General features: G+C 61.0%; 20 protein-coding genes, 1 tRNA gene and 1 pseudogene. 11 read left to right on the top strand and 11 right to left on the bottom strand.

What is annotated here, in order from left to right; translation table 11 throughout:
- Position 1: 1 nt before the first annotated feature.
- The 3 genes from AB8B02_RS28420 to coxB form a co-directional block, all read right to left on the bottom strand.
- Positions 2-706, bottom strand: coding sequence for a cytochrome c oxidase subunit 3 (locus AB8B02_RS28420; RefSeq protein WP_439065800.1), 705 nt, complete (start codon positions 704-706; stop codon positions 2-4).
- Positions 703-2,478, bottom strand: a complete 1,776-nt coding sequence (locus tag AB8B02_RS28415; protein ID WP_439065799.1) for a cbb3-type cytochrome c oxidase subunit I — start codon at positions 2,476-2,478, stop codon at positions 703-705. The genes AB8B02_RS28420 and AB8B02_RS28415 overlap by 4 nt, the downstream gene beginning before the upstream one ends.
- 80 nt (positions 2,479-2,558) lie before the next feature.
- On the bottom strand, positions 2,559-3,392 hold the full coding sequence (gene coxB, locus AB8B02_RS28410; protein ID WP_089262772.1) for a cytochrome c oxidase subunit II: 834 nt from the start codon (positions 3,390-3,392) through the stop codon (positions 2,559-2,561).
- A 255-nt stretch (positions 3,393-3,647) separates the two neighbouring features.
- On the opposite strand from coxB, the gene AB8B02_RS28405 reads away from it, so the two are divergent.
- Both AB8B02_RS28405 and AB8B02_RS28400 read left to right on the top strand, forming a co-directional pair.
- Entirely contained in the window at positions 3,648-3,833 is a 186-nt protein-coding gene (locus AB8B02_RS28405) for a hypothetical protein (protein ID WP_439057040.1), read from the top strand.
- A gap of 160 nt (positions 3,834-3,993) precedes the next feature.
- Positions 3,994-4,905 carry a DUF2189 domain-containing protein gene (locus AB8B02_RS28400; protein WP_320446564.1) on the top strand — a complete coding sequence of 304 codons (912 nt, stop codon included), beginning with the start codon at positions 3,994-3,996 and terminating at the stop codon, positions 4,903-4,905.
- A 152-nt stretch (positions 4,906-5,057) separates the two neighbouring features.
- Here the strand turns inward: AB8B02_RS28400 and AB8B02_RS28395 are convergent, their stop codons facing one another.
- From AB8B02_RS28395 to AB8B02_RS28370, 6 genes and pseudogenes are all read right to left on the bottom strand, one after another.
- Positions 5,058-5,930 (bottom strand): amidohydrolase family protein, encoded by an 873-nt coding sequence (locus tag AB8B02_RS28395; RefSeq protein ID WP_231078253.1) that lies wholly within the window; start codon positions 5,928-5,930, stop codon positions 5,058-5,060.
- Positions 5,931-5,942: 12 nt separating this feature from the next.
- The gene (locus tag AB8B02_RS28390) at positions 5,943-6,335 is read right to left on the bottom strand and encodes a RidA family protein (protein WP_439065798.1); all 393 of its coding nucleotides are present in this window, start codon (positions 6,333-6,335) and stop codon (positions 5,943-5,945) included.
- Between the two features lie 22 nt (positions 6,336-6,357).
- Positions 6,358-7,167 carry a 2-oxo-hept-4-ene-1,7-dioate hydratase gene (hpaH, locus tag AB8B02_RS28385; protein WP_374725708.1) on the bottom strand — a complete coding sequence of 270 codons (810 nt, stop codon included), beginning with the start codon at positions 7,165-7,167 and terminating at the stop codon, positions 6,358-6,360.
- Positions 7,164-8,024: a fumarylacetoacetate hydrolase family protein gene (locus AB8B02_RS28380; protein ID WP_439065797.1), complete on the bottom strand. Its 861-nt coding sequence runs from the start codon at positions 8,022-8,024 to the stop codon at positions 7,164-7,166. Before AB8B02_RS28380 ends, hpaH begins: the two co-directional genes overlap by 4 nt.
- 89 nt (positions 8,025-8,113) lie before the next feature.
- Entirely contained in the window at positions 8,114-8,722 is a 609-nt protein-coding gene (locus AB8B02_RS28375) for a flavin reductase family protein (protein ID WP_068732840.1), read from the bottom strand.
- A 3-nt stretch (positions 8,723-8,725) separates the two neighbouring features.
- Positions 8,726-9,690 (bottom strand): annotated as a pseudogene (locus tag AB8B02_RS28370) (Bug family tripartite tricarboxylate transporter substrate binding protein).
- Between the two features lie 134 nt (positions 9,691-9,824).
- Here AB8B02_RS28370 and AB8B02_RS28365 point away from each other — a divergent pair.
- Together AB8B02_RS28365 and AB8B02_RS28360 are read left to right on the top strand one after the other, a co-directional pair.
- A complete protein-coding gene (locus AB8B02_RS28365) occupies positions 9,825-10,613 on the top strand; it encodes an IclR family transcriptional regulator (protein ID WP_414716817.1) in 789 nt (262 codons plus the stop codon).
- Between the two features lie 436 nt (positions 10,614-11,049).
- Entirely contained in the window at positions 11,050-15,876 is a 4,827-nt protein-coding gene (locus tag AB8B02_RS28360) for an NAD-glutamate dehydrogenase (protein ID WP_439065796.1), read from the top strand.
- Positions 15,877-16,329: 453 nt separating this feature from the next.
- Here AB8B02_RS28360 and AB8B02_RS28355 read toward each other — a convergent pair.
- Together AB8B02_RS28355 and AB8B02_RS28350 are read right to left on the bottom strand one after the other, a co-directional pair.
- Positions 16,330-16,406, bottom strand: a tRNA-Arg gene (locus AB8B02_RS28355).
- A gap of 150 nt (positions 16,407-16,556) precedes the next feature.
- On the bottom strand, positions 16,557-17,984 hold the full coding sequence (locus AB8B02_RS28350) for an ATP-binding protein (protein WP_089263645.1): 1,428 nt from the start codon (positions 17,982-17,984) through the stop codon (positions 16,557-16,559).
- Between the two features lie 446 nt (positions 17,985-18,430).
- On the opposite strand from AB8B02_RS28350, the gene rpmH reads away from it, so the two are divergent.
- The 7 genes from rpmH (at position 18,431) to AB8B02_RS28315 (ending at position 24,191) form a co-directional block, all read left to right on the top strand.
- Entirely contained in the window at positions 18,431-18,565 is a 135-nt protein-coding gene (rpmH, locus tag AB8B02_RS28345; RefSeq protein ID WP_011471298.1) for a 50S ribosomal protein L34, read from the top strand.
- Positions 18,566-18,589: 24 nt separating this feature from the next.
- Positions 18,590-18,952, top strand: a complete 363-nt coding sequence (gene rnpA / locus AB8B02_RS28340) for a ribonuclease P protein component (protein ID WP_089262790.1) — start codon at positions 18,590-18,592, stop codon at positions 18,950-18,952.
- 73 nt (positions 18,953-19,025) lie between these two features.
- Complete coding sequence (gene yidC / locus AB8B02_RS28335) at positions 19,026-20,894, top strand: membrane protein insertase YidC (RefSeq protein WP_439065795.1); 1,869 nt, start codon at positions 19,026-19,028, stop codon at positions 20,892-20,894.
- 135 nt (positions 20,895-21,029) lie between these two features.
- Positions 21,030-21,680: a ribosome biogenesis GTP-binding protein YihA/YsxC gene (yihA, locus tag AB8B02_RS28330; protein ID WP_089262794.1), complete on the top strand. Its 651-nt coding sequence runs from the start codon at positions 21,030-21,032 to the stop codon at positions 21,678-21,680.
- Positions 21,680-22,057 carry a DUF423 domain-containing protein gene (locus AB8B02_RS28325; protein ID WP_439065794.1) on the top strand — a complete coding sequence of 126 codons (378 nt, stop codon included), beginning with the start codon at positions 21,680-21,682 and terminating at the stop codon, positions 22,055-22,057. The genes yihA and AB8B02_RS28325 overlap by 1 nt, the downstream gene beginning before the upstream one ends.
- A gap of 92 nt (positions 22,058-22,149) precedes the next feature.
- The gene (gene argB, locus AB8B02_RS28320) at positions 22,150-23,046 is read left to right on the top strand and encodes an acetylglutamate kinase (protein ID WP_068732793.1); all 897 of its coding nucleotides are present in this window, start codon (positions 22,150-22,152) and stop codon (positions 23,044-23,046) included.
- Positions 23,047-23,189: 143 nt separating this feature from the next.
- The gene (locus AB8B02_RS28315) at positions 23,190-24,191 is read left to right on the top strand and encodes a DUF1036 domain-containing protein (protein ID WP_439065793.1); all 1,002 of its coding nucleotides are present in this window, start codon (positions 23,190-23,192) and stop codon (positions 24,189-24,191) included.
- Positions 24,192-24,209: the final 18 nt, after the last annotated feature.

The raw sequence follows: 24,209 nt of genomic DNA, 5'->3' as shown, positions 1-24,209 counted from the left end.
CCTATGTCAGCAACTGGCGACAGATGGTGACGAAGTCATCCGCCCAGCCTGTCAGCAGAGCGAGCAGGATCAACCAGACCAAAAGCAGGAAATGCCAATACATCGTGCACAGTTCCACACTCAAACGCAGGCGCGGGATTGCAACACCACGCCATGCCTTGACGATGGTTCTGCCCAGAGCGACGAGACCGCCGAGCAAGTGCAGCCCATGGACTGCGGTGATCAGATAGAAGAAGGCGTTGGCAGGATTGGCCGCCAGAAAGTAGCCCCCGGTGTTGAGCTGCTGCCACACCAGCAACTGACCTATCAGGAAAACAACGGCGGAAACGCCGCTTGTAAGCAGGCCGGTCAGCACATTTTCGCTGTCGTCGCGATGTGCGGAAACCTGCGCCCATTGCAGTGCGCCACTGCTCACGATCAGAACACCGGTATTGAACCACAGCAACCCGGGCACGGGCAGCGACCGCCAGTCGATCAGTTGCATGCGCATGGAGTAAGCGCTGACGAAGAGCGCAAATAACGACCCGACGACCGCGAGAAACACACCCAAACCTATTTTCGCCGCCGGCAACGACATCGAACTTCCGCCGGGAAAATCGCCGACCGCCCCCTCCTCCAGCCAGGGCTTGGCCGCAAGCCGTTGCTGCGAGAGCCACCATCCCGCAATGGCCGCTATTCCAGCCATGAACAGGACGATGGCCGTCATGGATGCGCTCCCTTCGGCGTCAAGCTGGCCGGCGGTTCATTCTGGGGGATGAAATCCCGTGCTGCGCCGGGCACGCTATAATCATAGGCCCAGCGATAGACGACCGGGAGTTCCTTACCCCAGTTGCCATGTGCCGGCGGCGTCTGCGGCGTTTGCCACTCGAGCGTGGTCGCGTTCCACGGATTGCCGCCGGCGTCCTCGCCCTTGGACAGGCTCCGGATCATGTTGAATACAAATACGAGCTGGGCAAAGCCGACGATGAGCGCAGCGATACTCATGAATGCATTCAGGTCATGGGCCGACGCCGGGACGAATGCTGTCCCGCCGATGTCGTGATAGCGGCGCGGCACACCCAGCAGCCCGAGATAATGCATGGGGAAGAAGATCGCGTAAGCTCCAAGGAACGTGACCCAGAAATGGAAGCGCCCCAGCGTCTCGTTCAGCATCCGTCCCGCCACTTTCGGATACCAGTGATAGATCGCACCAAACACGACCATGATCGGCGCAACCCCCATGACCATGTGAAAATGGGCGACCACGAACATGGTATCGGACAACGGAACGTCCACGACGACGTTGCCAAGGAACAGGCCAGTCAGGCCGCCATTGACGAACGTGATAATGAATGCGAGCGCGAACAGCATCGGAACGGTGAGGTGAATGTCGCCACGCCACAGGGTCAGGATCCAGTTGTAAACCTTGATCGCCGTGGGGATCGCGATGATGAGGGTCGTTGTTGCGAAGAAAAATCCGAACTTCGGATTCATGCCACTGACATACATGTGGTGCGCCCACACCACGAAGCTCATCGCTCCGATTCCGACAATCGCCCACACCATCATGCGATAACCGAAAATATTCTTTCGCGCATGAGTGCTGATGAGGTCAGAGACAATGCCAAAAGCAGGTAACGCAACGATATAGACTTCGGGGTGGCCGAAAAACCAGAACAGGTGCTGGAACAACAGCGGACTGCCACCGCCGTACTTCCCGAGCTGACCCATCTCCACGAGCGTTGGCATGAAGAAGCTGGTGCCAAGAAGCCGATCGAACAGCATCATCACCGAGGCGACGAACAAGGCTGGAAATGCGAGCAAGGCCATCACGGTCGCTGTAAAAATGCCCCACACCGTCAAAGGCAGCCGCATCAGCGTCATTCCGCGCGTGCGACCCTGCAGCACCGTCACGACGTAATTCAAGCCGCCCATGGTGAAGCCGATAATGAACAGGATCAGCGACACCAGCATCATGATGATGCCTGCTTCCTGTCCGGGGCTTCCGGAAAGAATGGCCTGCGGCGGATACAGCGTCCAGCCAGCGCCGGTCGGCCCACCCGGTACAAAGAAGGTCGCAACCAGCACCAGCACGGCAAGCAGATAGATCCAGTAGCTCAGCATGTTCGCATAGGGGAACACCATGTCGCGAGCACCGACCATCAACGGGATGAGATAATTCCCGAAGCCTCCGAGAAACAGCGCCGTGAGAAGGTAGATCACCATGATCATGCCATGCATGGTGATGAACTGAAGATACTGGCTCGGATCGATAAACGAAAACGTTCCGGGAAATCCGAGCTGCAGCCGCATCAGCCACGACAGCACCAGCGCGACCATACCGATGGCCATTGCTGTCATCGCATACTGGACCGCAATGATCTTGGCATCTTGCGAGAAGACATATCGCGTCCACCAGCTTCGCGGGTGATAGAGATCGACCTCACCCACTTCGGCCGGCGGAATTCCTGCGAGTACGTCAGACGGGACATCAACCATTAAAATGTCCTCCCGGATTTATCCTCTGATCGTCGCTCATCGTAAGTGTTACAACGTGCAACGCCGCCGCGCCGGTCCTGCTATTTGCCGCGGGTCTTGTAAGTCGCCTTCGTGATGGGTCGGTGGCCGGATAACGCTGCGAATGTCTGCTGCTTCTCCAGCCATGCATGATATTCGCTCTCTTCCTGGACGATGACGTTGCTCCGCATTTGCGCATGCGCGATGCCGCACAATTCCGCGCAAAGAACCTCGAATGTTCCTGTGCGCGTGGGAGTGAACCAGAAGTATGTGACCGAGCCCGGCACCATATCCATCTTCGCCCGGAACTCAGGCACGTAGAAATCGTGCAGAACGTCGATTGAACGGAGCAACACCTTGACCGGCTTCCCGATCGGGAGATGCAAATCGTCGTTCTCAACCACGACGTCGTCCTGACCATTGGGATCGTTCGGATTCAAGCCCAGTGGATTCTCGGCACTGACGTTGCGGGCATCGACCGTCCCGAGCCGGCCGTCTTTTCCTGGCAGCCGGTAGCTCCAGCGCCATTGCTGGCCCATGACCTCGATCTCTGTTGCATCGGACGGCACCGTCACAAACTGATGCCAGACAACCAAACCGGGCGCCAACATCGCTCCGACACCGATCGCGGTCCCTATGGTGAGCCACCATTCGAGCCTCTTGTTTTCGGGCTCATAGGCCGCTTGTCTTCCTTCCTTGTGATGAAAACGGAAGATGCAATAGGCGATGAATGCGACGATCGCGAAGAAGACCGCTCCGGTGATCCAGAACGTCATGGTGATCGTGTCGTCGATGTAACTCCAGTTCGATGCGATCGGCGTCCACCACCATGGGCTAAGGAGGTGAAACAGCACCGAAGCGACTGCGACCAAAAGCAGTATGAATGCTACAGCCATCCCTTGTTCATCCTTGCCTCTAGAGGCTGCGGACAAGACTTAGAAAAGGGCGCAGTTCACGTCTGCATCGATGGCTGATTTCGAACTCGCCATCACAATGCTGGCCGCCTTGCCCTCTAACCGGTCGCAACATCGAATTCGAAAAGTTGCGATCGCTGGTGTCATCGAACTACGGGCACTTGCCACTACAGGATGTTCCCCGGCAGGCTTGATTGTCAATAGACCGGCTTATTCCTCGCGACAGACGATAGCACCATGATCGAACCGCTGAGCAATGGCACGCACAACGGATTCCTATATCGCACTGCAATGCACGACGCCGTGCATCCGCACGACAGACAAAGTGATGCGTCAATTGCCATCAGCCAGGCGGTGAAACGTAAACCTTACAAAGGAAGAATTCACCGAACAGTGCGTGCTATTCTTTCCGGATTGCGCTAAACTTGCTGCACAGGTTGCGACAGGTTTTGCTCGGCAAAGCTCTCTTCGTTGAACTTGGCCGTCTTCCAGAACCAGTCGCGATTTCTGCGCACGAAGGCGAATGCTCGTCATTTGAAAATGACCCGATCTCGCCGGTGCGAACGCATGGGAGATCGTGACCATGGCTACTCCGTATTCTGACAAGATCTCGCAGACAGCACCTGGCGCTTCCGATAGCGTTGCCGCGCCCGTCATTCGCAAGATCGGGTTGTCCGATCTGCATGATGCGTTGCGGCTGGGCTGGGAGGACTTCAAGGCGGTTCCGAGTCACGCCATTATTCTGTGCGTCATCTATCCTGTTCTCGGGCTTGTGCTGGCCAGAATGACCTTGGGCTATTCGGTGTTACCACTGCTTTTCCCGCTAGCCGCGGGCTTTGCGTTGATCGGTCCTTTTGCAGCCCTCGGTCTCTATGAACTCAGCCGCCGCCGCGAACGCGGCGAAGAGGCGTCGGCGTGGCATGCACTCGGCGTGCTGCGCTCGCCGTCCTTTGGAGCCATGCTTGGCCTCGGCACGCTCCTGCTCATTCTGTTCGTGGTCTGGGTGACCACTGCGAATGCGATTTACGTTTCCAAGTTCGGCAATGCCCCTGCGGCCAGCATTCCTGATTTCGCATCGCGCATCTTCACAACCACAGAGGGGCACCAACTGATCGTCCAGGGCTGCGGCGTCGGACTATTGTTCGCTATCATGGCCCTGTGCGTTAGCGTCGTGGCGTTTCCGCTGATGCTCGACCGACATGCGAGCGTGACAGACGCAGTTCAGACCTCGCTGCGGGTCGTGATGAAAAATCCTGTGACGATGGCCGCATGGGGTCTGATTGTTGCCGCGCTGCTGGTGGTCGGTTCGCTGCCGTTATTCGTAGGTCTCGCCGTTGTTCTGCCGCTACTCGGTCATGCCACCTGGCATCTTTATCGCAAGGTGCTGGAACCAGACCCGAATCCTCGGCAGGACCCTCCCCGTCCGCCGAAAGGGCGGCGCTATGCGGCCGATTTTCCGGTCTCTCTCTTCCCGTGGGGCCGTGATAAGCCGTAGATCGAAACAAACGACCGGGACGCGCGTTCAGGCTTCGCAATCAGTCGAACCACCCGCGCCCGCGCGGATGAAACCCAGCTCGGATGAGGGGCGATCTCGGATATCCGCCGGAAGCGGACTCCGCTCCCGGCAGGGTGTCCGCCCACTATCTATTAAGAGAACCCAAACAGCTTTGCCGGATTTGTGACCAGTATCTTTTCCAGCAAGGCATCGTCCGGCGCGTAGCGATAGAGCAATTCAAGCAGGTCGGCGTCGTTCGGCGGCTGGACGACCGATACGGGGTGCGGCCAGTCGCTTGCCCAGACGCAGCGATCGGGCGCGGCTTCGAGATAGGCTTGCGCGATAGGAACGACGTCGTCCCACGGCGGGCCTTTTTTGGACGTCTTTTCGCCGAGCGAAAGCATCACCCAGAAATTGCCCTTAGACAGCAGATCGAGAACCGCACGCAAATTCGGATCGTTCTTGCCGAGGGTTGGATCCGGGCGGCCCATGTGATCGATGAGGACCGGTACCTTGAGAGACGCGATCTTGTCGAGATTGGCGACGATGCCGTCCTTCTCCGGCTGGAATTTAGCGTACCAGCCGAGTTCGGAAATACGTGCGATGGCGCGCTCGTAGTCGCTGTCCGAAAGCACGGCGCCGAGCTCCTTGCGGAAGCTGAACCGCGCCCCGCCGACGCCGGCGTCATTCAGCTTGGCGAGATATGCATCGTCGCGTTCGGCGAAAACCAGCGCATTCGCGCAGGCCTTGTAGTTCGGCCCCATCGCCGCCAGCCCGTCCAGAACCACCGAATGATCGGCGCCATATGTCGTCGTCTGCACGATGATGCCACGCTCGATACCAAGCGCCTTGTGTACCCGAAGTGCGGCCTCCCAGGTCGCCGTCGGCATCTGATAGGCAGCGCCGGACCGGACGGGATAGCGCTCCACGGGACCAAGCACATGGAACTGACTGTCGATGCTCTTCGGCGGCGGCTTGCGGGATGGCGTGCGCGGGTTTGGATCAAATGGAAGATAGTCGGGCATCTGTCTGCTCCTTTAATCGATCACCGCAGTGAAATCGCATTGCACCAGGGCGCCGCCCTCCATCTCCATGGAGAGCGCATGACGGGCCGGGCGCGAATGTTCGTCCGGAAACATCTTGAGCCACTCGACATTGACCGGCCCACGATTGCTGCGATCCTTGAGCCAGAGCGTCATCTTGATGATGTCGTCGGTGCTGCCGCCCCCGGCTTCCACGATCGCCTTCATATGCACGAACATGTTGGCGCACTGGCTTTCTAGATCGGGCGGCATCTCGCTTGTCTTGGGATCGCGGCCGAGGATGACGCCGGACATCAGCAGATTGTTGATGCGGCAGGCATTGGGAATCGGATTTGCGTGCTTAAACTCGCCGATATGAACGCTGCGGCGGCGCCTGGAAGATGTCATGGCTGCAGTCTCCGGATAACGGTCAAACGAATTGGCACGACACCGAGCCATACGGCCCGTAATCGGCATGTATCGTATCGCCGCGGCTGACCTCGATCGGACGCGTGAAGGATCCGGCGAGCACCACCTCGCCTGCAGCGAGATATTCGTCGTGCGGCGCAAGGCGATTGGCGAGCCACGCGATGCCGTTTGCCGGATGGTTCAGCACGCCGGCGGCGACGCCGGTCTCCTCGATCTGGCCATTCCGGAACAGCAGCGCGCTGACCCAGCGCAGATCGACATCCAGCGGACGGAATGGACGACCGCCGACCACAAGCGCGGCATTCGCTGCGTTGTCGGAGATCGTGTCCACCACCGTGCGGGGCTTCTTGGTTTGCGGATGCACGCGGTGCATGCGCGTTTCCAGGATTTCGAGCGCCGGAGTGACGTAGGCTGTCGCGTTCAGCACGTCGAAGATCGTACAATCCGGCCCGCGCAGATCGGTCTTGAGCACGAAGGCCAGTTCGACCTCGATGCGCGGCGCGAAAAACCGTTCATAAGGGATGCTGCCGGCATCTTGATAGAACATGTCGGCGAACAGCACGCCGTAATCCGGCTCGGAGATGCTGACCGCGTTCTGCATCGCCTTCGAGGTCAGACCGATCTTGTGGCCCTTGATCACTCGCCCCCGTTCAAGCTGCAGCGCCGTCCAGGTCCGCTGGATCGCATAGGCATCCTCGATGGTGAGATCGGGATAGTCGGCGGTGAACATGGTGATGAGCGTCTTGGTCCGCTCCGCCTCGTCGAGGCGACGCGCCAGCGTATCGATGACCGTCTGATCAAGCACCGTTATTTCTCCTCTGCGACGACGTTGCGAAGAATGCCGATCTGCCTGGACTCGACCTCGACGACATCGCCTGGCTTGAGCCAACGCGGCGGCGTGAAGCGGGCGCCGGCGCCGGTCGGCGTTCCGGTCGCGATCATGTCGCCGGGCTTCAAGGTGGCAAAAGTCGACAGATAAGAAATCAGATAGTCGAAGGTGAACATCAGCCGCTCTGTCGAGTCGTTCTGACGCTCCTCCCTGTTCACCCGCGTGACGATATCGTGCGTCCCCTGCGGATCGCATTCGTCGGCCGTGACGATCCACGGCCCGACGCTACCGGAACGATCGAAATTCTTGCCCTGGGTGACGTTGAACTTGCCGTGGTGCAGCCAGTCCCGCACCGAGCCTTCGTTGCAGAGAGTCATGCCGAAGATGTGCGACCACGCATTCTCTCGCGTAATGTGACGACCTTCCTTGCCGATGACGATCACGAGCTCGCCTTCGTAGTCGAGCTGCTCGGAGATCTTCGGCTTTTCGATCGGCTGATCGGAGCCGACCACCGACGACGGGTTGCGGACGAACAGGCTCGGATATTTCGGCAAATCCGAGCTGTCTTTGTATTCAGCATTGCGGTCCTTATAGTTGACCCCGATGCACCAGAGCTTCTCCGGCGCCGGGATCGGCGGCAGCAAGACCAGATCCGACAGTCGATGATCGGGCTTGCGGCCGGCGCTCACCTGTTTCGCCTTCGCCAGCCCGTTGCCGGCGATCAAGCTGCGCAGATCGGGAAACTCCGATCCAAGCAATGCACTGAGATCGATAACGCCGTCATCGGCCACCACGCCGTAGCGGCTGTTTCCGCCGGTCGAATAGCTGCATAGTTTCATGAAGGCTCCTGAATAATTCACTGGATCGATTGCCGCCGGATCGCGGTGCCGGACCGGCTGCTCGAGCTGCGCCCGCGGCGTTCTTCCAATTACTTCGATGTCTGGAATACGGACTTCAACGTGAAGATCTCGCCTAGCCGCGCGTAACGCGGACCGGCAATGCGGGCGATCGGATCGAGGCTCTCGGTTTCAATCTTGCCGTTGGCGAGCAGATCATCCTTGATGTGAAATGCGACCACTTCGCCGACGATCAACCGGCTGCGGGTATCGCCGAATTCGAGGCATTGCCGAAATCGGCATTCCATCGCAATAGGCGCCGCCGTCAGCCGCGGCACCCCGATATGGTCGCTGGGGGTCGTCTCGAGACCGAGGACTTCGACCTCACTCACCTCCGGCGGATGTTCCGCGGAGCTTTCGTGAACCGCCGACATCAACGGCGAATCCGCGATGTGAATGACGTATTCTTCGCGATCCAGGATGTTGCGCGCCGTGTCTTTGTAGACGCCTGATTTGCGGCCGACGCTGATTGCCAGCATCGGCGGCTTGGGCGAGACGAAGGTGAAAGCACTGAACGGCGCAAGGTTGACGGTACCTGCCTGCGACAGGCTGGTCACCCACGCGATCGGTCGCGGGACGACGATGCCGGTGAGCAGACGATAGGCCTTCTCGGCTCCAAGTTCAGCGGGATCGATCTTCATTCGTCAATCCGCCTTTACATTGGCCTTGCGCACGACCGGAATCCACTTGGCGTCCTCACGATCGAGATAGGTTCTGAACTCACCCGGCGTCATCGGGAGCGCTTCGGCGCCAAGTTTTCGAACTTGTCGACCACGCCTGGCTCTTTGAGGATCTCAGCCAGCGCCTTGTTCAATTTATCGGCGATGGGAGCGGGGGTGTTCGCCGGAGCAAACAACCCTGTGAAGGTCTGGCCGTCAAAATCCGGGTAGCCGAGCTCGGCGAAAGTGGGCACGTCCGGAAGCGTCTTCAGTCGATGAGGGCTCGTGACCGCCAAGGCGCGCAACATTCCACTCTTGATATATTGAAGGCTGACCGACAGTTGATCGAATGCGAACTGAACCTGGCCGCCGAGCAGGTCATTGGTCGCGGGCGCGTTGCCGCGATAATGCGCCGTCACCCAACGAATCTCGAGCTTGGACTGCATGAGTTCGCTGAGCAGGTGATTGGTGGTGCCCGGTCCCGGAGAGGCCATCGTCAGCTTGCCCGGATCGCGCTTCGCGAGTTCGAGCAATTCGGCGAACGACGTCGCCTTCACGGAAGGATGAACCTCGAGCACCAGCGGCGTCATCGAGATGCTCGAGATCGGCAGGAAGTCGCGCTTCCAGTTGTAAGCGTCGCGCTTGTTGATTTCGGGAGCGAAGAGAACCGGACCATTGGCGCCGACCATGAGCGTGTAGCCATCATTCGGCGCTTTCGCCAGCGCTTCCCCGGCGATCATGCCGCCAGCGCCCGACTTGTTTTCGATCACGAAGGGCTGGCCCAATTTCTCTTGCAGCCGATCCGCGACGATGCGCGCCGCGCTATCGACATTGCCGCCGGCCGGATAGGGCACGATCAGTTTGACAATGCGCGTGGGCCATTCCTGAGCCGTCGCCGCGCCATTAACCAGCGTCGCAACAATGGCTGCAGCGATCCATAGCGACCTCATCATTTCCTCCCGCCAGATGCGGCTTTCACGCCGCTAACCGTATGTTCGACGCCGATTGGACCAGCGCTCTTGCGGCGAACCATTGGTTCACCCGCTTTACTTGTCGATGCCAATGTGCCGTTATTGTCCACATTATGGACAACGGATTGCCGACAACACTCGACCCGGAGCCGCGACAAGGCGCGCAGGCGATCCGGCGCGCGCTCTTCCTCCTTCGCGTGCTTGCAGCGGGCGGTGAGAGCGGATTGCCGTTGAATGAAGTCGTCCAAGCGACACGTCTATCGCGCCCGACCGTTCACCGGATCATTCATGTCCTGATGGAGGAGGGGCTCGTCGAGCGCCACGAGCGCTCGGGTCGCTATGCAATCGGCACGCAGGTCCCTGAATTGGCACTCGCTCGCCCATCGCGCTCGCCATTGCTCGCCGCAGCGGACGACATTTTGCGCGAAACATCGCAACGGGTCGGCGACACACTGTTTCTAACGGTGCGCACCGGCAACGACACTTTATGCGTGGATAGGAGAATTGGCTCATATCCGATCCAGGTACTCTCGATCGCCGTCGGTGCGCGGCGGCCGCTGGGCGTCAGCAGCGCAGGCGTTGCCATCCTGGCCGCGTTACCGGCTCAAGAATCACGCCGGATCGCTATGACGAATGAGCCTCGATTTGCGGGATATCGGACCGATCGGCAGACTGTGTTGTCAGAGATCGCCGACGCCCGGCGCAGGGGCTATGGCGTGCGCGAAGTCGGGTTGGTCCAGGGCACGAAATCGATTTCGACCTGGATCAAGACAGCCGATGGCGATCCGGCGGCGGCCCTCACCATATCGGCCGTCCGAACACGGCTCGGCCCGCGACGCGAGCAGGAAGTTGTCGAAACGCTTTTGAAGGCAGCTTACGAGGTCGAGCAGAAAATCCGATAAGAAAGCAGGCGTCGCCCAATCCAAGGCAAAGGTCCGCTTTCGACATGGGCAGCGATTGAGCAGCCAATCGACGGTTGGCTGTTCTAATTTGAACGGAAAGTCTGGCGGGCCATTCGGGATAAAACTGCGCCACCCCTCCCGTTGCCCGCGCAAAATGGCGCGCCATTCGGAACACAACCACGAACTCATATATCGTTGAAATTGCTTGTGATTTTATAAGATGCCTCATGGCGCGAGGCTCGTCGCATCGATTCTGGCCTCAAGACACACCTCACAACTCCGCGCGCCACGGCGGCTCCGGGGTGCTAACATAGTCAAGACCGCACGACCGAAGATTTCACCTGTGCGATTGAAACGCGGTCGGGAAACGATGGCGCACGAAGAGATGCACTCCAAAAACAACCGCCGACCGTAATTGCGGTGAGTTGGCTGGGACGTGGAGGACGCTATGGCGTGGCGTGACGACAAGGCCCGGGCAACTCTGATCCGCGACGCGGCGGGAAGCGTGCAGCCGGGCAAGGCTCCCCGAACCTTTGCCGAGCTTATGTTCGGCTACACCAATGCCGAGGACCTCGCCAGTTACGATGCCTCCTCGCTTGCCTTCCTGGCGGAGCAAGCCTGGGAGCATGTACAGCGACGCACGGCGGGTCGTGCCGATATCCGCGTCGTCAATCCGATGATGCCGGACGGACGCGAGATGTCCGTGCTCGAAATTCTCAACGACGATATGCCTTTCCTGTTCGATTCCATCGTGGCGGAGCTCGCCGAGCAGGGCATCGAAGTCACCCTCGTCGCTCACCCCATCATCGCGATGGAGCGCGATGACCAAGGCAAGCTCCTGCACTTCCACGGTGAAGCACTGCCGGAAGGGGCAAAGGGCGCGCGCGAGAGCCTGATTCACCTCCACATCACCCGCCTCGACGCCGACGCTGACCGCGAGAGGCTGATTGACGGCCTCACCAGGACGTTAAGCGACGTGCGCGCCAGCGTCGCGGACTGGCGCGTCATGCGCGACCGCGTCGAGAACGCGATCAAGACTTTCTCTTCCAATCCACCGCCGCTGCCGATCGACGAGGTCGCCGAGGCCAACCAGTTCCTGCAATGGCTGTGCGCGGACAATTTCACCTTTCTCGGCGTGCGCGAGTATCGCTTCTCGCCCGACAGCGATGCGTCGGACGACATCACGACCGCTGAGGGCCTCGGCATCCTCCGCGACCCCGATGTAAAGGTCCTGCGCCGCGGCAACGAAATGGTGGTGATGACGTCGGAAATTCGCGAGTTCATGCGCGAGCCGACCCTACTCATCGTCATCAAGGCCAATGTGAGTAGCCGCGTTCATCGCCGCATCCGGATGGATTATATCGGCATCAAGCTCTATGCGCCCGACGGCCGGCTCGAGGGTGAACTACGAGTCGTCGGCCTGTTCACCTCAGGCGCCTATACGCGCTCGGCACGACAGATCCCCTATGTTCGCCACAAGGTATCGCGGGTGCTCCAGCGCGCCGGCTTTGATCCGAACAGCCATTCGGGCAAGGCGCTGATGCACATCCTCGAGGAATATCCGCGAGACGAACTATTCCAGGTCGACGTCGACACCCTGTTCAATTTCGTCATGGAGATCCTGATCCTCTATGAGCGCCCCCGCGTCCGGGCGCTCGCTCGGGTCGACAAGTTCGATCGCTTCGTCTCCATCCTCGTCTTCATTCCGCGCGACAAATACGACACTGATGTGCGCATGCGCGTCGGCGCCTTCCTGTCGCAGATCTACAAAGGGATGCAGGCCGCCTCCTACGTGTCTTTCCCCGAAGGAGCATTGACGCGCGTTCACTACATCATCGGACGCTATGAAGGTAAGACTCCTGCCGTCGAGCGCGCCACGCTGGAAGCCGGGATCAGCGCCATTGCCGCGACCTGGGCCGACAAGCTGAAGGCCGCGCTGACTGCGTCTACCGATGGCATGCGGGCCCGCATGCTCACCAATCGCTATGCCCAGGCCTTTACCGGCGGCTATACCGAGGTTTCCACGGCGGAACAGGCGATAGCCGATATCGCCACCATCGAAAGGCTCACGCCAACCCGCCCGGTGACGATTTCGGTTCATCGCTTCGAGGGCGAGGACGATCCCAAACGCTTCGGCCTGAAGGTGTTCTCGGATGCCGCGCCGCTGTCGCTGTCCTATCGCGTGCCGGTGATCGAAAATCACGGCCTGCGCGTCGTCGATGAACGTACCTATCAGATCGTGCCCGGTGCCAGGCCTGAGCCGGTGTGGCTGCACGACATGACGATCGAGACCAGCGACGGCCAGCCGATCGAGATCAACCGGGAATTCAGCCATCGGCTCGAAGCCTCGATCATGGCGGTGGTCGGTGATCGAGCCGAATCCGACGGATATAACGGGCTGATCCTGCGCACGGCCCTGGGCTGGCGCGAAGTCTCGACCATCCGGGCGCTGTCCCGCTATTTGCACCAGATCCGCGCGCCGTTCAGCCAGGATTATATGTGGGAGACTCTGCGCAAGAACGCAGCGATCACCGCCAACCTCGTCGCGCTATTCCAGGCCCGCCTCGATCCACGCCTCACCCTTACTGATGCCGAGCGCTCGGCCCGGGAGACCGCCCTCCTTGCTGATATCGAGGAGCAGCTCAAATCCGTCGCATCGCTCGACGAAGACCGCATCCTCCGCCGTTTCACCAATCTGGTGCAGTCCACCATCCGCACCAATTTGTGGCAGGTCGGCGAGGACGGACATCCGCGTCCGGTGATCTCATTCAAGTTCGACGCGCGCGGAATCGAGGACCTGCCCGCTCCACGACCGCTCTACGAGATTTTCGTCTATTCTCCCCGCGTCGAAGGCATTCACCTGCGCTTCGGCAAGGTTGCGCGCGGCGGACTGCGGTGGTCCGATCGGCCGCAGGATTTCCGCACCGAGATTCTCGGCCTGGTCAAAGCCCAGCAGGTCAAGAACGCCGTGATCGTGCCGGTCGGCGCCAAAGGCGGCTTCGTGCCCAAGCGCCTGCCGCCGCTCTCCAGCCGCGATGCGTGGCTCGCGGAAGGCACCGAAGCCTATCGCATCTTCGTTCGCTCGCTGCTCGAACTCACCGACAATCTCGACGGCGACGACCTCCTCCCGCCCGACTCGACATTGCGGCATGATGGCGACGATCCTTATCTGGTCGTCGCCGCCGACAAGGGCACCGCCACCTTCTCCGACATCGCCAACGCGATTTCGGCCGAGAAGAACCATTGGCTCGGCGATGCCTTCGCCTCCGGCGGCAGCCAGGGCTACGACCACAAGAAGATGGGGATTACGGCGCGAGGCGCCTGGGAGGCGGTCAAACGCCACTTCCGCGAGCTCGGCACCGACATTCAGACCATGCCTTTCACTGTAGTTGGCGTCGGCGACATGTCCGGCGACGTCTTCGGCAATGGCATGCTGCTCTCGCCCGCGACGAAATTGGTTGCGGCGTTCGATCACCGCGACATCTTCATCGATCCCTCTCCCGATCCGGCGATCAGCTACGCCGAACGCAAGCGCATGTTCGACATGCCGCGATCGAGCTGGCAGGACTACAACAAATCGCTGATCTCGCAAGGCGGCGGCGTGTTCTCGCGCTCCCTCAAGGGGATTCCGCTCGCACCGGAAGTGCGCACCTTGCTCGATCTCGACAAGCCGCAGGCGACGCCCTTCGAGGTGATGACGGCGATCCTGAAGACGCGCGCAGACCTACTGTGGTTTGGCGGCATCGGCACCTATATCCGGGCGTCGGTGGAGAGCGACGATCAGGCCGGCGACCGCGCCAATGATCCGATCCGCATCACCGGGACCGACGTTCGCGCCAGGGTGATCGGCGAAGGCGCCAATCTCGGCGTCACTCAGCGCGGCCGCATCGAAGCGGCGCAGACGGGCGTCAAGCTCAACACCGACGCGATCGACAATTCGGCCGGTGTGAATACGTCCGACGTCGAGGTCAATATCAAGATCGCATTGGCCCGCCCCGAGCGCGAGGGACGCCTCAGCCCGGCTGACCGTAACACCCTGCTTGCCGCGATGACCGACGATGTCGGTGCGCTGGTCCTGCGCAACAACTATCTGCAGACGCTCGCGCTCTCGCTCGCTGAACGCAAGGGCGTGGCCGAAACCGGCTTTCTCACTCGCCTGATGCAGTCGCTCGAGCAGCGCCGCCTGCTCAGCCGGGCAGTCGAATTCCTGCCCGACGACGCCGCGATCACCGAGCGCACACGACGCGGGCAGTCCCTGACGCGGCCTGAACTTGCCGTGTTGCTCGCCTACGCCAAACTGACGCTCTACGACGACCTGCTCGGCACCAGCGTGCCGGACGATCCTTATCTCGCCCGCGAGCTCTCCGGGTATTTTCCGGGCCAGGTTCAGGACAGGTTCCCGACAGCGGTAGAGTGCCATCGCCTCCGACGCGAAATCATCGCGACCAGCCTCGTCAATACGGTCATCAACCGCGGCGGCCCGGCGTGTATCGTGCGCCTGATCGACGAAACCGATGCCGATATCCCCACCATCGTCATGGCCTATGTGGCGGTGGATGAATCCTACGGGCTCAAGTGGCTAAATGATGCGATCGATACGCTCGACGCCTGCATCGAAGGGCAGTTGCAATTGTCCCTCTATGAGGCGGTCCAGGACCTTCTGCTTTCCCGCATGGTCTGGTACGTGCGCAATATTGATTTCAAGGATGGCCTCGAGGCGGTGATTGCACGTTTCGGCCCGGGTATCCGCGAGATCAGCGCCTCTCTCGACAACACCCTGCCACCGGACTTGCAGGCCGCGCGCGGCAAGCGCCGGCAGGAGCTGACCGATGCCGGCGTCCCGTCCGGCCTCGCCGGCGAACTGGCCGATCTCGACACCCTGGTCTCGGCGCCGGACATTGTGACGGTCGCCGAGCGCACCGGCCGCAGCATCGGCGATGCCACCGCGACGTTCTTTGCCGCCGAGGCCAATTTCCGTCTCGACCGCATCATCGCTGCCGCGCGCAGCGTGCCCGCCAGCGATCGTTTCGAACGCCTCGCCATCGACCGCGCCGTCGACCTGATCGCGGCTGCCGAAAGAGGCCTCGCTTCGGATATGTTGGCAACCGGCCAATCCGGCCAGCAGGCTGCGGAGACCTGGCTTGCAGCTCATCCCGAGGCGACGCGCATCCGCCGCGCAGTCGAGGAGATTGCTGCTGGCGGCCTGACGCTCGCCAAGCTGATGGTGGCGGCAAACCTGCTGGGGGACTTGGTCAAAGGCTGAGGCGTGCGGGGCAGCGATGTGAAACTCTAAAGAGCAATGCTAGCGTAGGTTGTTAGCCAGCGAACGGAGGACCCCAATGATCCACGCTACTTGCCATACCGCTGATAATGTCCGCTGCATCGAGTTCGATGCCACACCCTGGTTCAGCGAGGCTAACGCTCCGAGCATTATCGATTTGGCCGAACGCGGATGGGCCAGCACAGCGATTGCAGATTCCCTCGAGAGCCGACGAGGATACGAACGCTTGCACGACCTCGTTGAGTATGCAGCGAAGCGACTGCAACCGGAATCCCTGGAGGACCCCACCTGGGAAACTTTCGAGTGCGTCGTCGATGGACCCGAGGCCGTAGCCTGGCTCGAGAAAAACCGGCCCGACGTTGTGGCAAGGATCCCGTAAGCTACGAGAAGCGCAGCAATGGCGACGATGATTGGCGCATCACAATGAAGCGGAAATGGCGCGCCCGAAAGGATTCGAACCTCTGACCCCGTGATTCGTAGTCACGTGCTCTATCCAGCTGAGCTACGGGCGCGTGCCGCGATGTGGGGCCAAAGCCGCCAGCACCGGATGCGTTTCGGAAACGATGTTTGCGAAAGCGGGCCATAGCTACCGGGTCGAGCCCGGCTTGGCAAGCGCCCTGAGCCGCTTATTTCACTCCCGTGACATACCCGGAAAAGACGGCTCAGGCCCGCGCGCGTTCGTTGCGGATGCTGTGCAGTTCCACCGGCCTGTCCGGAAGGCTGATCCGGAAGGTGGCGCCCAAAGTGCCTTCCACAAGGTGAATATCGCCGTCATGGGCGCGGACCAATTCGGCCGCGATCGCGAGGCCCAGCCCACTACCACCGGGGCGGGACGAGCCCTGAAATGCCTCGAACAGGTGGTCGCGCGCCCGCTGCGGAACGCCGGGGCCGGTGTCAGACACTTCGAGAATCGTGACAGCGCCTTCGCGGCGCCCGGTGATGCGGATCTGCTGCGGGGCTACGTCGCTCTGCGGCTGCCCCTCCAGCGCCTGGGCCGCATTGCGGACCAGATTGAGCAAAATGCGAAACAACTGGTCGGGATCGGCATCAATCATCAGCCCGCGCTCGATGGCGTTGACCCAGCCGATCGACACGTCGGTCGCAAGCCCGGCCGATTCGCGGACTTCGTTGACCACCGGCTCAACGAGAATCATCTTGCGATCGGGGGCAGCTTCCTGCGCGCGACCATAAGAGAGTGTCGACTGGCAGAAGGCGATCGCGCGCTCCAGCGAGCGCATCAGCTTCGGCGCGAAGCGCTGCACGCGGGGATCGGGCACGCTGGCGAGCTGATCCGACAGCAATTGTGACGACGCAAGCAGGTTGCGCAGGTCATGATTGATCTTCGAGACCGCGAGGCCGAGCGCAGCGAGACGACTCTTCTGATGCAGCATCGAAACGAGATCGCGCTGCATGTCGGACAATTCGCGCTCCGCCACGCCGATTTCGTCGGCGCGCTGGCTCGGCACGATGATCCGCGCCGAGCTCTCGGGGTTTTCATGGAAAGCGACGAGATTAGCCGTCAAATTCCGCATCGGCCGCACGAACAGATAATGCAGCGCCAGATAGACCAGCCCGGCAGAGAGAATCGCCAGTCCGAGCGACACCCACAATAGATTGCTGGAGAAACGATACATCGCCTGCCGCAGCGGCAATTCATCGACCACTACTTCAATGAATTGCGCCCCGCCGGGCGCCGGCCCGATGATGCGCATCGTCTGATCGCCAGTTTCAAGCATGACTTCGAACGCATCGACAATCGCCGACCACACCGTCATCGACCGCATGTCGATGTCATGGTCGATCTGCGACGGAAGATCCGCGCTGGCGAGCAGGCGGCGCTGCTGGCCCATCTTGATGGCCACCGCACGGGCGCCGATGCTGCTCAGGATTTGTCGCGACAGCGATTCCGGGACCATGCCGAGCGGCGCGGCATCCAGCACCAGTGCTGCCGTATTGGCCGCGGCCAGCCTGTCGTTCAGCCTGTTGATCCGGAAATTGGCGATCGAAGGCACATAAATGAGAATTTCGGCAATCAGCACCAGCGGAATGGTGAGCAGCAACAACTTGCCCGACAGCCCCAGCCGTCGCATGGGGCCGAGCCTGAACGCGGGCTCGATGGGCTTTTCGCCGGCCGAAGACACAATATTGGCCTCTGATCTCACGGTCTGACGCTGAACTATCGAGAGATACGGGTCCAACGACGATTTGTTACGATGATGTTTGCGACCAGTTCTTAAATTTGTCCGCTGAGCGAACACGCTTAAGCCATAGAGCAATTTCACAACCGCCAAAACCTGAAAACACCGGGAAATTGGGATTAATCCCATGGTTCCAAGAATTTGGCGGATCAGAACACCGCTACAGGGCAACATTGACGAAAACAGGACGCTCCCGTATAAGCCCGCCAACTGTCCGCGATGACCCGGTTTTGGATCGGGTGCGGCTCGTCTTTGGGCCGGAAATGGCTCGTTGAGCCAACATCTTAGGACTTACCTCAAATTACTCGGCGAATTGCCCGGTCAGCGGAGAACGACCCGTGAAGCGGACTTATCAACCCAGCAAATTGGTGCGCAAGCGCCGTCACGGCTTCCGCGCTCGCTTGGCGACCGTTGGCGGCCGCAAGGTTCTGGCTGCGCGCCGCGCACGTGGCCGCAAGCGCCTCAGCGCCTGATCGGATCTCTTCCGAGAGTTCATCATGGACCGGTTACGGCAGCGGGCGGACTTTCTCGCCGCTGCCAATGGGCCGCGGGTGAACAGCCCTGCCTTTGTGATGCAAACCCGGCGACGTGACGACGACGGCCCGATCAGGGTCGGCTTTACCGTGACCAAAAAAAACGGAACCGCCACCGAGCGGAACCGTATCCGACGCAGGCTTCGCGAACTGGTGAAGCGCGTCGATGTCTTATCCATGCGACCCCACAGCGATTATGTGCTAGTCGGCCGTCGTGTCGCGCTCCAACGCGATTTCACGATGATGCTCGACGACCTCCGCTCGGCGCTACACCGCCTCGATCGGCAATCTTCTAAGACGCAATCTTCTAAAACCAGCGTGACCTGACGCTTTCAGCCTGCGACAAGCGCGCAGCCGGAAGCGAGAGCCGCACCCGCATTTGAATGACGAGACCTGAACGATGACCGACAATCGCAACACCATCATTGCCGTCATTCTGTCCGGCTTGGTGCTGATCGGCTGGCAATATTTCTACAACATCCCACAGATGGAGAAGCAGCGCGCACAGACCGCGACGCAGACCCAGCTCGCCAACCCGACCGCACAGCCAAACGCCACGCCCGGCAGCACGACGCCGACCGCGAATTCCACCGCCGCAGGCGGCGCACCCACGAATGTGGCGCCGGCCAACGCTCCGATCGTCAGCCGCGATAGTGCCATTGCAGCGTCGCAGCGCGTCAAGATCGACACGCCGCGTATCTCCGGCAGCATCGCGCTGAAGGGCGCGCGCCTCGACGATATCTCGCTGACCAAGTTCCGCGACACCGTGGATCCGAAGTCGCCGGCGATCGTGCTGTTCTCTCCCTCCGGCACTGCCGCGCCTTATTATGCCGAGTTCGGCTGGGTCGCCGCCGCCGGTGCAAACACCAAGATTCCCGACCAGAACACCCAGTGGCAGCAGGAAGGCTCCAACGCCCTGACGCCGACCACGCCTGTCGTGCTCAAGTACAACAACGGCGACGGCCTGACGTTCACTCGCACCATTTCGATCGACGACCGCTACCTGTTCTCGGTCAAGGATGACGTCAGCAATATCGGCAACGCGCCGGTGACGCTGTATCCCTTCGCGCTGATCTCGCGCCACGGCACGCCGCATGTCGAAGGCTATTACATCCTGCATGAAGGCCTCGTCGGCTATCTCGGCGACCAGGGCCTGCAGGAATACGGTTACAAGAAGATCGACGAAGCCAAGGCGGTGAATTTCAAGGTCACCAATGCCTGGCTCGGCATCACCGACAAATATTGGGCTTCGGCGCTGCTGCCCGACACTAATGCGCAGCTGCAGGCCCGTTTCTCGTCGAACCTGACCGGCACCCAGCGGACCTACCAGACCGATTATCTGCAGGACGCGCAGACCATCGCCATCGGCGGCACCGGCACGGCCAATGCCCGCCTGTTCGCCGGCGCCAAGGAAGCGGCCACTGTCGGCATCAACTTCCCGCTGGCGGTTGGCCTCGGCGGCTACAATCAGGCGCTCGGCCTCAACCACTTCGACCTTCTGATCGACTGGGGCTGGTTCTACTTCATCACCAAGCCGATGTTCCTGGCGCTCGACTGGTTCTTCCACCTGTTCGGCAATTTCGGCATCGCCATTCTGCTGGTGACGGTGCTGGTGAAGATCATCTTCTTCCCGCTGGCCAGCAAGTCCTACGCCTCGATGGCGAAGATGAAGGCCGTGCAGCCGCAGCTGGCGGCACTCAAGGAGCGCTTCCCTGACGACAAGATGAAGCAGCAGCAGGAGATGATGGAGATCTACAAGAAGGAGAAGATCAACCCGATCGCCGGTTGTCTTCCCGTCATGTTGCAGATCCCGGTCTTCTTCTCGCTCTACAAGGTTCTGTTCGTCACCATCGAAATGCGCCACGCGCCGTTCTTTGGCTGGATCAAGGATCTGTCGGCGCATGATCCGACCAATCTCTTCAATCTGTTCGGCCTGATCCCCTTCGATCCGACGACGATTCCGGTGTTCGGTCACTACCTCGCGCTCGGCATCTGGCCGATCATCATGGGCATCACGATGTGGTTCCAGATGAAGCTGAATCCGACACCGCCGGATCCGACGCAGAAGATGATCTTCGACTGGATGCCGCTGATCTTCACCTTCATGCTGGCCGGCTTCCCGGCTGGTCTCGTGATCTACTGGGCATGGAACAACACCCTCTCGGTGCTGCAGCAGGCCTACATCATGAATCGCAACGGCGTGAAGGTCGAACTGTTCGACAACGTGAAGTCGACCTTCACGAAGAAGCCGGCTGAAAAGAAGACGTAACCCTTGGAGCCCTCATCCTGAGGAACGGCCACTTGGCCGCGTCTCGAAGGACGAGGGCGGGGCGCTCATGGTTCGAGACGGCGCTTGCGCGCCTCCTCACCATGAGGGCCGGAGCAGCACAGAAAGCCACTTCGCATGACCACTGACACCGATGCGAAGCTGATCGAACAGGGCCGCCTGCTTTTTGCAGGCGAATGGACGTTCATCTGGGCCTCGCCCTCGATCGAGACGCTGCCGCCAATGGCAGGGATGGAAGTGGCCTTTGCCGGGCGCTCCAATGTCGGCAAATCCAGCCTGATCAACTCCCTGACCGGGCGCAACGCGCTGGCGCGGACCTCGCACACGCCAGGCCGCACCCAGGAGCTGATCTTCTTCGAAGGTCCCGATGGCTCCGACTTCCGACTCGTCGATATGCCCGGCTACGGCTATGCCTCGGCGCCCAAGGTCAAGATCGCGTCCTGGACCAAGCTGATCTACAATTTCCTCCAGGGCCGGGCGAGCCTCGCGCGCGTCTACGTCCTGATCGACTCCCGGCATGGCTTGAAGGATGTCGATCTCGACGTGCTCAAATCCCTCGATCGCTCGGCGGTCAGCTACCAGATCGTGCTGACCAAGGCTGATCAGGTGAAGAAGAGCGAACTCGAAAAGACCCTCGAAGAGGTCCGCACCGAGTTGCGGACTCACCCGGCAGCCTTTCCGGACGTGCTGGTTACATCGTCGCGCACCGGCGACGGCATGGCCGAATTGCGGGCTGCAATGGTCCGCCTGTTGAACGAGCGCAACTGATGACCCGCTTTAGCCTGTTTCGCATTCTTGTCATCCTGGCCGGCGTGATGGGCGCCGACGGCGTCATTCTCGCCGCCGCTTCGGCGCATCAGCCGGACGCGACGCGGCTGGCCTCCGCCTCCTCGATGCTGCTGTTTCATGCCGCCGCCATTCTCGGTGCCGTCGCCCTGATCGAGCGCGGCGTCGCCCATCTGCAGATCGGCCTGACAGCCGCGTTCGGCTTCGTCATTGCTGCCGCGATCTTCGCCGGCGACCTGACCCTGCGCCAATATGTCGGTCACGGCTTGTTCACAATGGCCGCCCCGACCGGCGGCACCCTGCTGATCCTGAGCTGGCTGGCGCTGGCGGTATCCGCAGCTTGGCCGCGCCCCGCCTGACGCCGGGCCACTGGACAGAGCAGCGATGCTTTGCGCGGCGGCAATCAATCGGCTAGAACGCGCCGCAGATTGCTCACCGTGAGATCCGCTTCATGACCGACGCGCCCATCATCAGTGCTCTCGACCAGGCCCGCATCCTGTCGGAGGCGCTGCCCCACATGCAGCAATATGACGAAGAGACGATCGTCATCAAATATGGCGGGCACGCCATGGGCGCCGAGGATACGGCCCGCGCATTTGCCCGCGATATCGTCCTCCTGGAGCAGACCGCCATCAATCCGGTGGTCGTGCATGGCGGCGGCCCGCAGATCGCGCAGATGCTGCAGCGTCTCGGCATCAAATCGGAATTCGCCGCCGGATTGCGCATCACCGATGCAGCGACCATCGAGATCGTTGAGATGGTGCTGGCCGGCTCGATCAACAAGCAGATCGTCAGCTACATCAACGAAGCCGGCGGCAAGGCCGTCGGCCTATGCGGCAAGGACGGCAACATGGTCACCGCGTCGAAGGCGACGCGCACCATGGTCGATCCCGATTCGAACATCGAGAAGGTGGTCGATCTCGGCTTTGTCGGCGAGCCGGAAAAGGTCGATCTCACGCTGCTCAACCAGCTGATCGGCTATGAGCTGATCCCGGTGCTGGCGCCGCTCGCAGCAAGCAAGGACGGCAAGACCTTCAACGTCAATGCCGACACCTTTGCCGGCGCCGTCGCCGGTGCGCTGAAGGCCAAGCGCCTGCTTCTGCTCACCGACGTGCCGGGCGTGCTCGACAAGTCGAAGAAGCTGATCCCGGAATTGTCGATCAAGGATGCCCGCAAGCTGATCGCTGACGGCACGATTTCCGGCGGCATGATCCCGAAGGTCGAGACCTGCATCTATTCGCTCGAACAGGGTGTCGAAGGCGTCGTCATTATCGATGGCAAGACTCCCCATGCCGTGCTGCTCGAACTCTTCACCAATCAGGGCACGGGCACGCTGATCCACAAGTGATGGACAGGGCAGACACACACTCTGCCCTGACTCCGCCCTTCATCCTGAGGAGCGCGCGAAGCGTGCGTCTCGAAGGATGGCCGCGGACTCTTCGCCAAGTCTGCTCATGGTTCGAGACGGCGCGGAAGACGCGCCTCCTCACCATGAGGGACGGGGTATTGGGCGGCTTCGCAGCTCTCCTCTTTCTCGTGGCCCTCACCTCCCCCGCCCGCGCCGACCTCAAACTCTGCAACCGCATGAGCTATGTCGTCGAAGCCGCCATCGGCATCGACGACAAGAGCGCCACCGCGACGCGCGGCTGGTTTCGCATCGATCCCGCGCAGTGCCGCGTCGTCGTACAGGGCACGCTGACAGCCGACCGCATCCTGCTGCATGCCCGCGCGCTCAGCATCTACGGCGCCTCACCCGTGGCGCAGAACGGCACCGACAACCTGTGCATCGCGCCGGATAACTTCGTCATCGCTGCTGCCCGGCAATGCCGCGCCGGACAGTCACAAGTGCCGTTCACGATGATCAAGCCGACGCAGACCGACGACGGCAATATGGTCGCCTATCTCGCGGAAGACAGCGAATATGACGACGAACAGGCCAAGCTCGCCGCGATCCAGCGCCTGCTGGTGATCGCCGGTTACGACGCCGCGCCCATCGACGGCGTGGATGGGCCGAAGACCCAGAGCGCGCTCTCGTCCTTCCTCAAGAGCCGTAGTCTTGCTGCCGATGTGGTTTCAACGCCGAATTTCTTCGACACAATGATCGCCGCCGTGCAGGCGCCCTCCGCAACAGGCCTCACCTGGTGCAACGACACCTCCTACAAGGTGATGGCGTCGGTCGCGACCGATGATGGCAAGGGCGTTGTCAGCCGCGGCTGGTATCGCATCGAGCCAGGCAAATGCCTGCGGCCCGACATGGTCGGCCAGCCCCGCCAGATCCTCAGTTTCGCCGAGGCTGTCGACGACAACGGCCGCGCCATCAAGCTCAACGACAAGCCCCTGAACTGGGGCGGCGTTCGCATGCTTTGCACGCGCGAGAGCAAGTTCGAAATTCGTGAACACAGTGACTGCAATACCCGCGGCCTCACCAGCGCCGGCTTCGCCATCGTCGATATGTCGGGCGGCGGCAGGACGCTGCGCTTTGGGACGCCGTGACGACCGGACAACAGAGAC

It is taken from the genome of Tardiphaga sp. 862_B3_N4_1 (assembly GCF_051811085.1).
Classification (GTDB): Bacteria; Pseudomonadota; Alphaproteobacteria; order Rhizobiales; family Xanthobacteraceae; genus Tardiphaga; species Tardiphaga robiniae.
Note: the sequence above shows the minus strand (reverse complement) of the source record. Positions and strands in the feature narration are given on the sequence as shown.

Excerpts from the sequence above, each read along its gene's own strand:
- yihA (WP_089262794.1), top strand. The coding sequence starts at position 21,030 with ATGACCACTGACACCGATGCGAAGCTGATCGAACAGGGCCGCCTGCTT.
- AB8B02_RS28415 (WP_439065799.1), bottom strand. The coding sequence starts at position 2,478 with ATGGTTGATGTCCCGTCTGACGTACTCGCAGGAATTCCGCCGGCCGAA.
- yidC (WP_439065795.1), top strand. The coding sequence starts at position 19,026 with ATGACCGACAATCGCAACACCATCATTGCCGTCATTCTGTCCGGCTTG.
- coxB (WP_089262772.1), bottom strand. The coding sequence starts at position 3,392 with ATGGCTGTAGCATTCATACTGCTTTTGGTCGCAGTCGCTTCGGTGCTG.
- argB (WP_068732793.1), top strand. The coding sequence starts at position 22,150 with ATGACCGACGCGCCCATCATCAGTGCTCTCGACCAGGCCCGCATCCTG.
- AB8B02_RS28325 (WP_439065794.1), top strand. The coding sequence starts at position 21,680 with ATGACCCGCTTTAGCCTGTTTCGCATTCTTGTCATCCTGGCCGGCGTG.
- AB8B02_RS28375 (WP_068732840.1), bottom strand. The coding sequence starts at position 8,722 with ATGAAGATCGATCCCGCTGAACTTGGAGCCGAGAAGGCCTATCGTCTG.
- AB8B02_RS28420 (WP_439065800.1), bottom strand. The coding sequence starts at position 706 with ATGACGGCCATCGTCCTGTTCATGGCTGGAATAGCGGCCATTGCGGGA.
- AB8B02_RS28365 (WP_414716817.1), top strand. The coding sequence starts at position 9,825 with ATGGACAACGGATTGCCGACAACACTCGACCCGGAGCCGCGACAAGGC.
- AB8B02_RS28380 (WP_439065797.1), bottom strand. The coding sequence starts at position 8,024 with ATGAAACTATGCAGCTATTCGACCGGCGGAAACAGCCGCTACGGCGTG.
- AB8B02_RS28395 (WP_231078253.1), bottom strand. The coding sequence starts at position 5,930 with ATGCCCGACTATCTTCCATTTGATCCAAACCCGCGCACGCCATCCCGC.
- rnpA (WP_089262790.1), top strand. The coding sequence starts at position 18,590 with ATGGACCGGTTACGGCAGCGGGCGGACTTTCTCGCCGCTGCCAATGGG.
- AB8B02_RS28350 (WP_089263645.1), bottom strand. The coding sequence starts at position 17,984 with ATGCGACGGCTGGGGCTGTCGGGCAAGTTGTTGCTGCTCACCATTCCG.
- AB8B02_RS28400 (WP_320446564.1), top strand. The coding sequence starts at position 3,994 with ATGGCTACTCCGTATTCTGACAAGATCTCGCAGACAGCACCTGGCGCT.
- AB8B02_RS28390 (WP_439065798.1), bottom strand. The coding sequence starts at position 6,335 with ATGACATCTTCCAGGCGCCGCCGCAGCGTTCATATCGGCGAGTTTAAG.
- AB8B02_RS28405 (WP_439057040.1), top strand. The coding sequence starts at position 3,648 with ATGATCGAACCGCTGAGCAATGGCACGCACAACGGATTCCTATATCGC.
- AB8B02_RS28315 (WP_439065793.1), top strand. The coding sequence starts at position 23,190 with ATGAGGGACGGGGTATTGGGCGGCTTCGCAGCTCTCCTCTTTCTCGTG.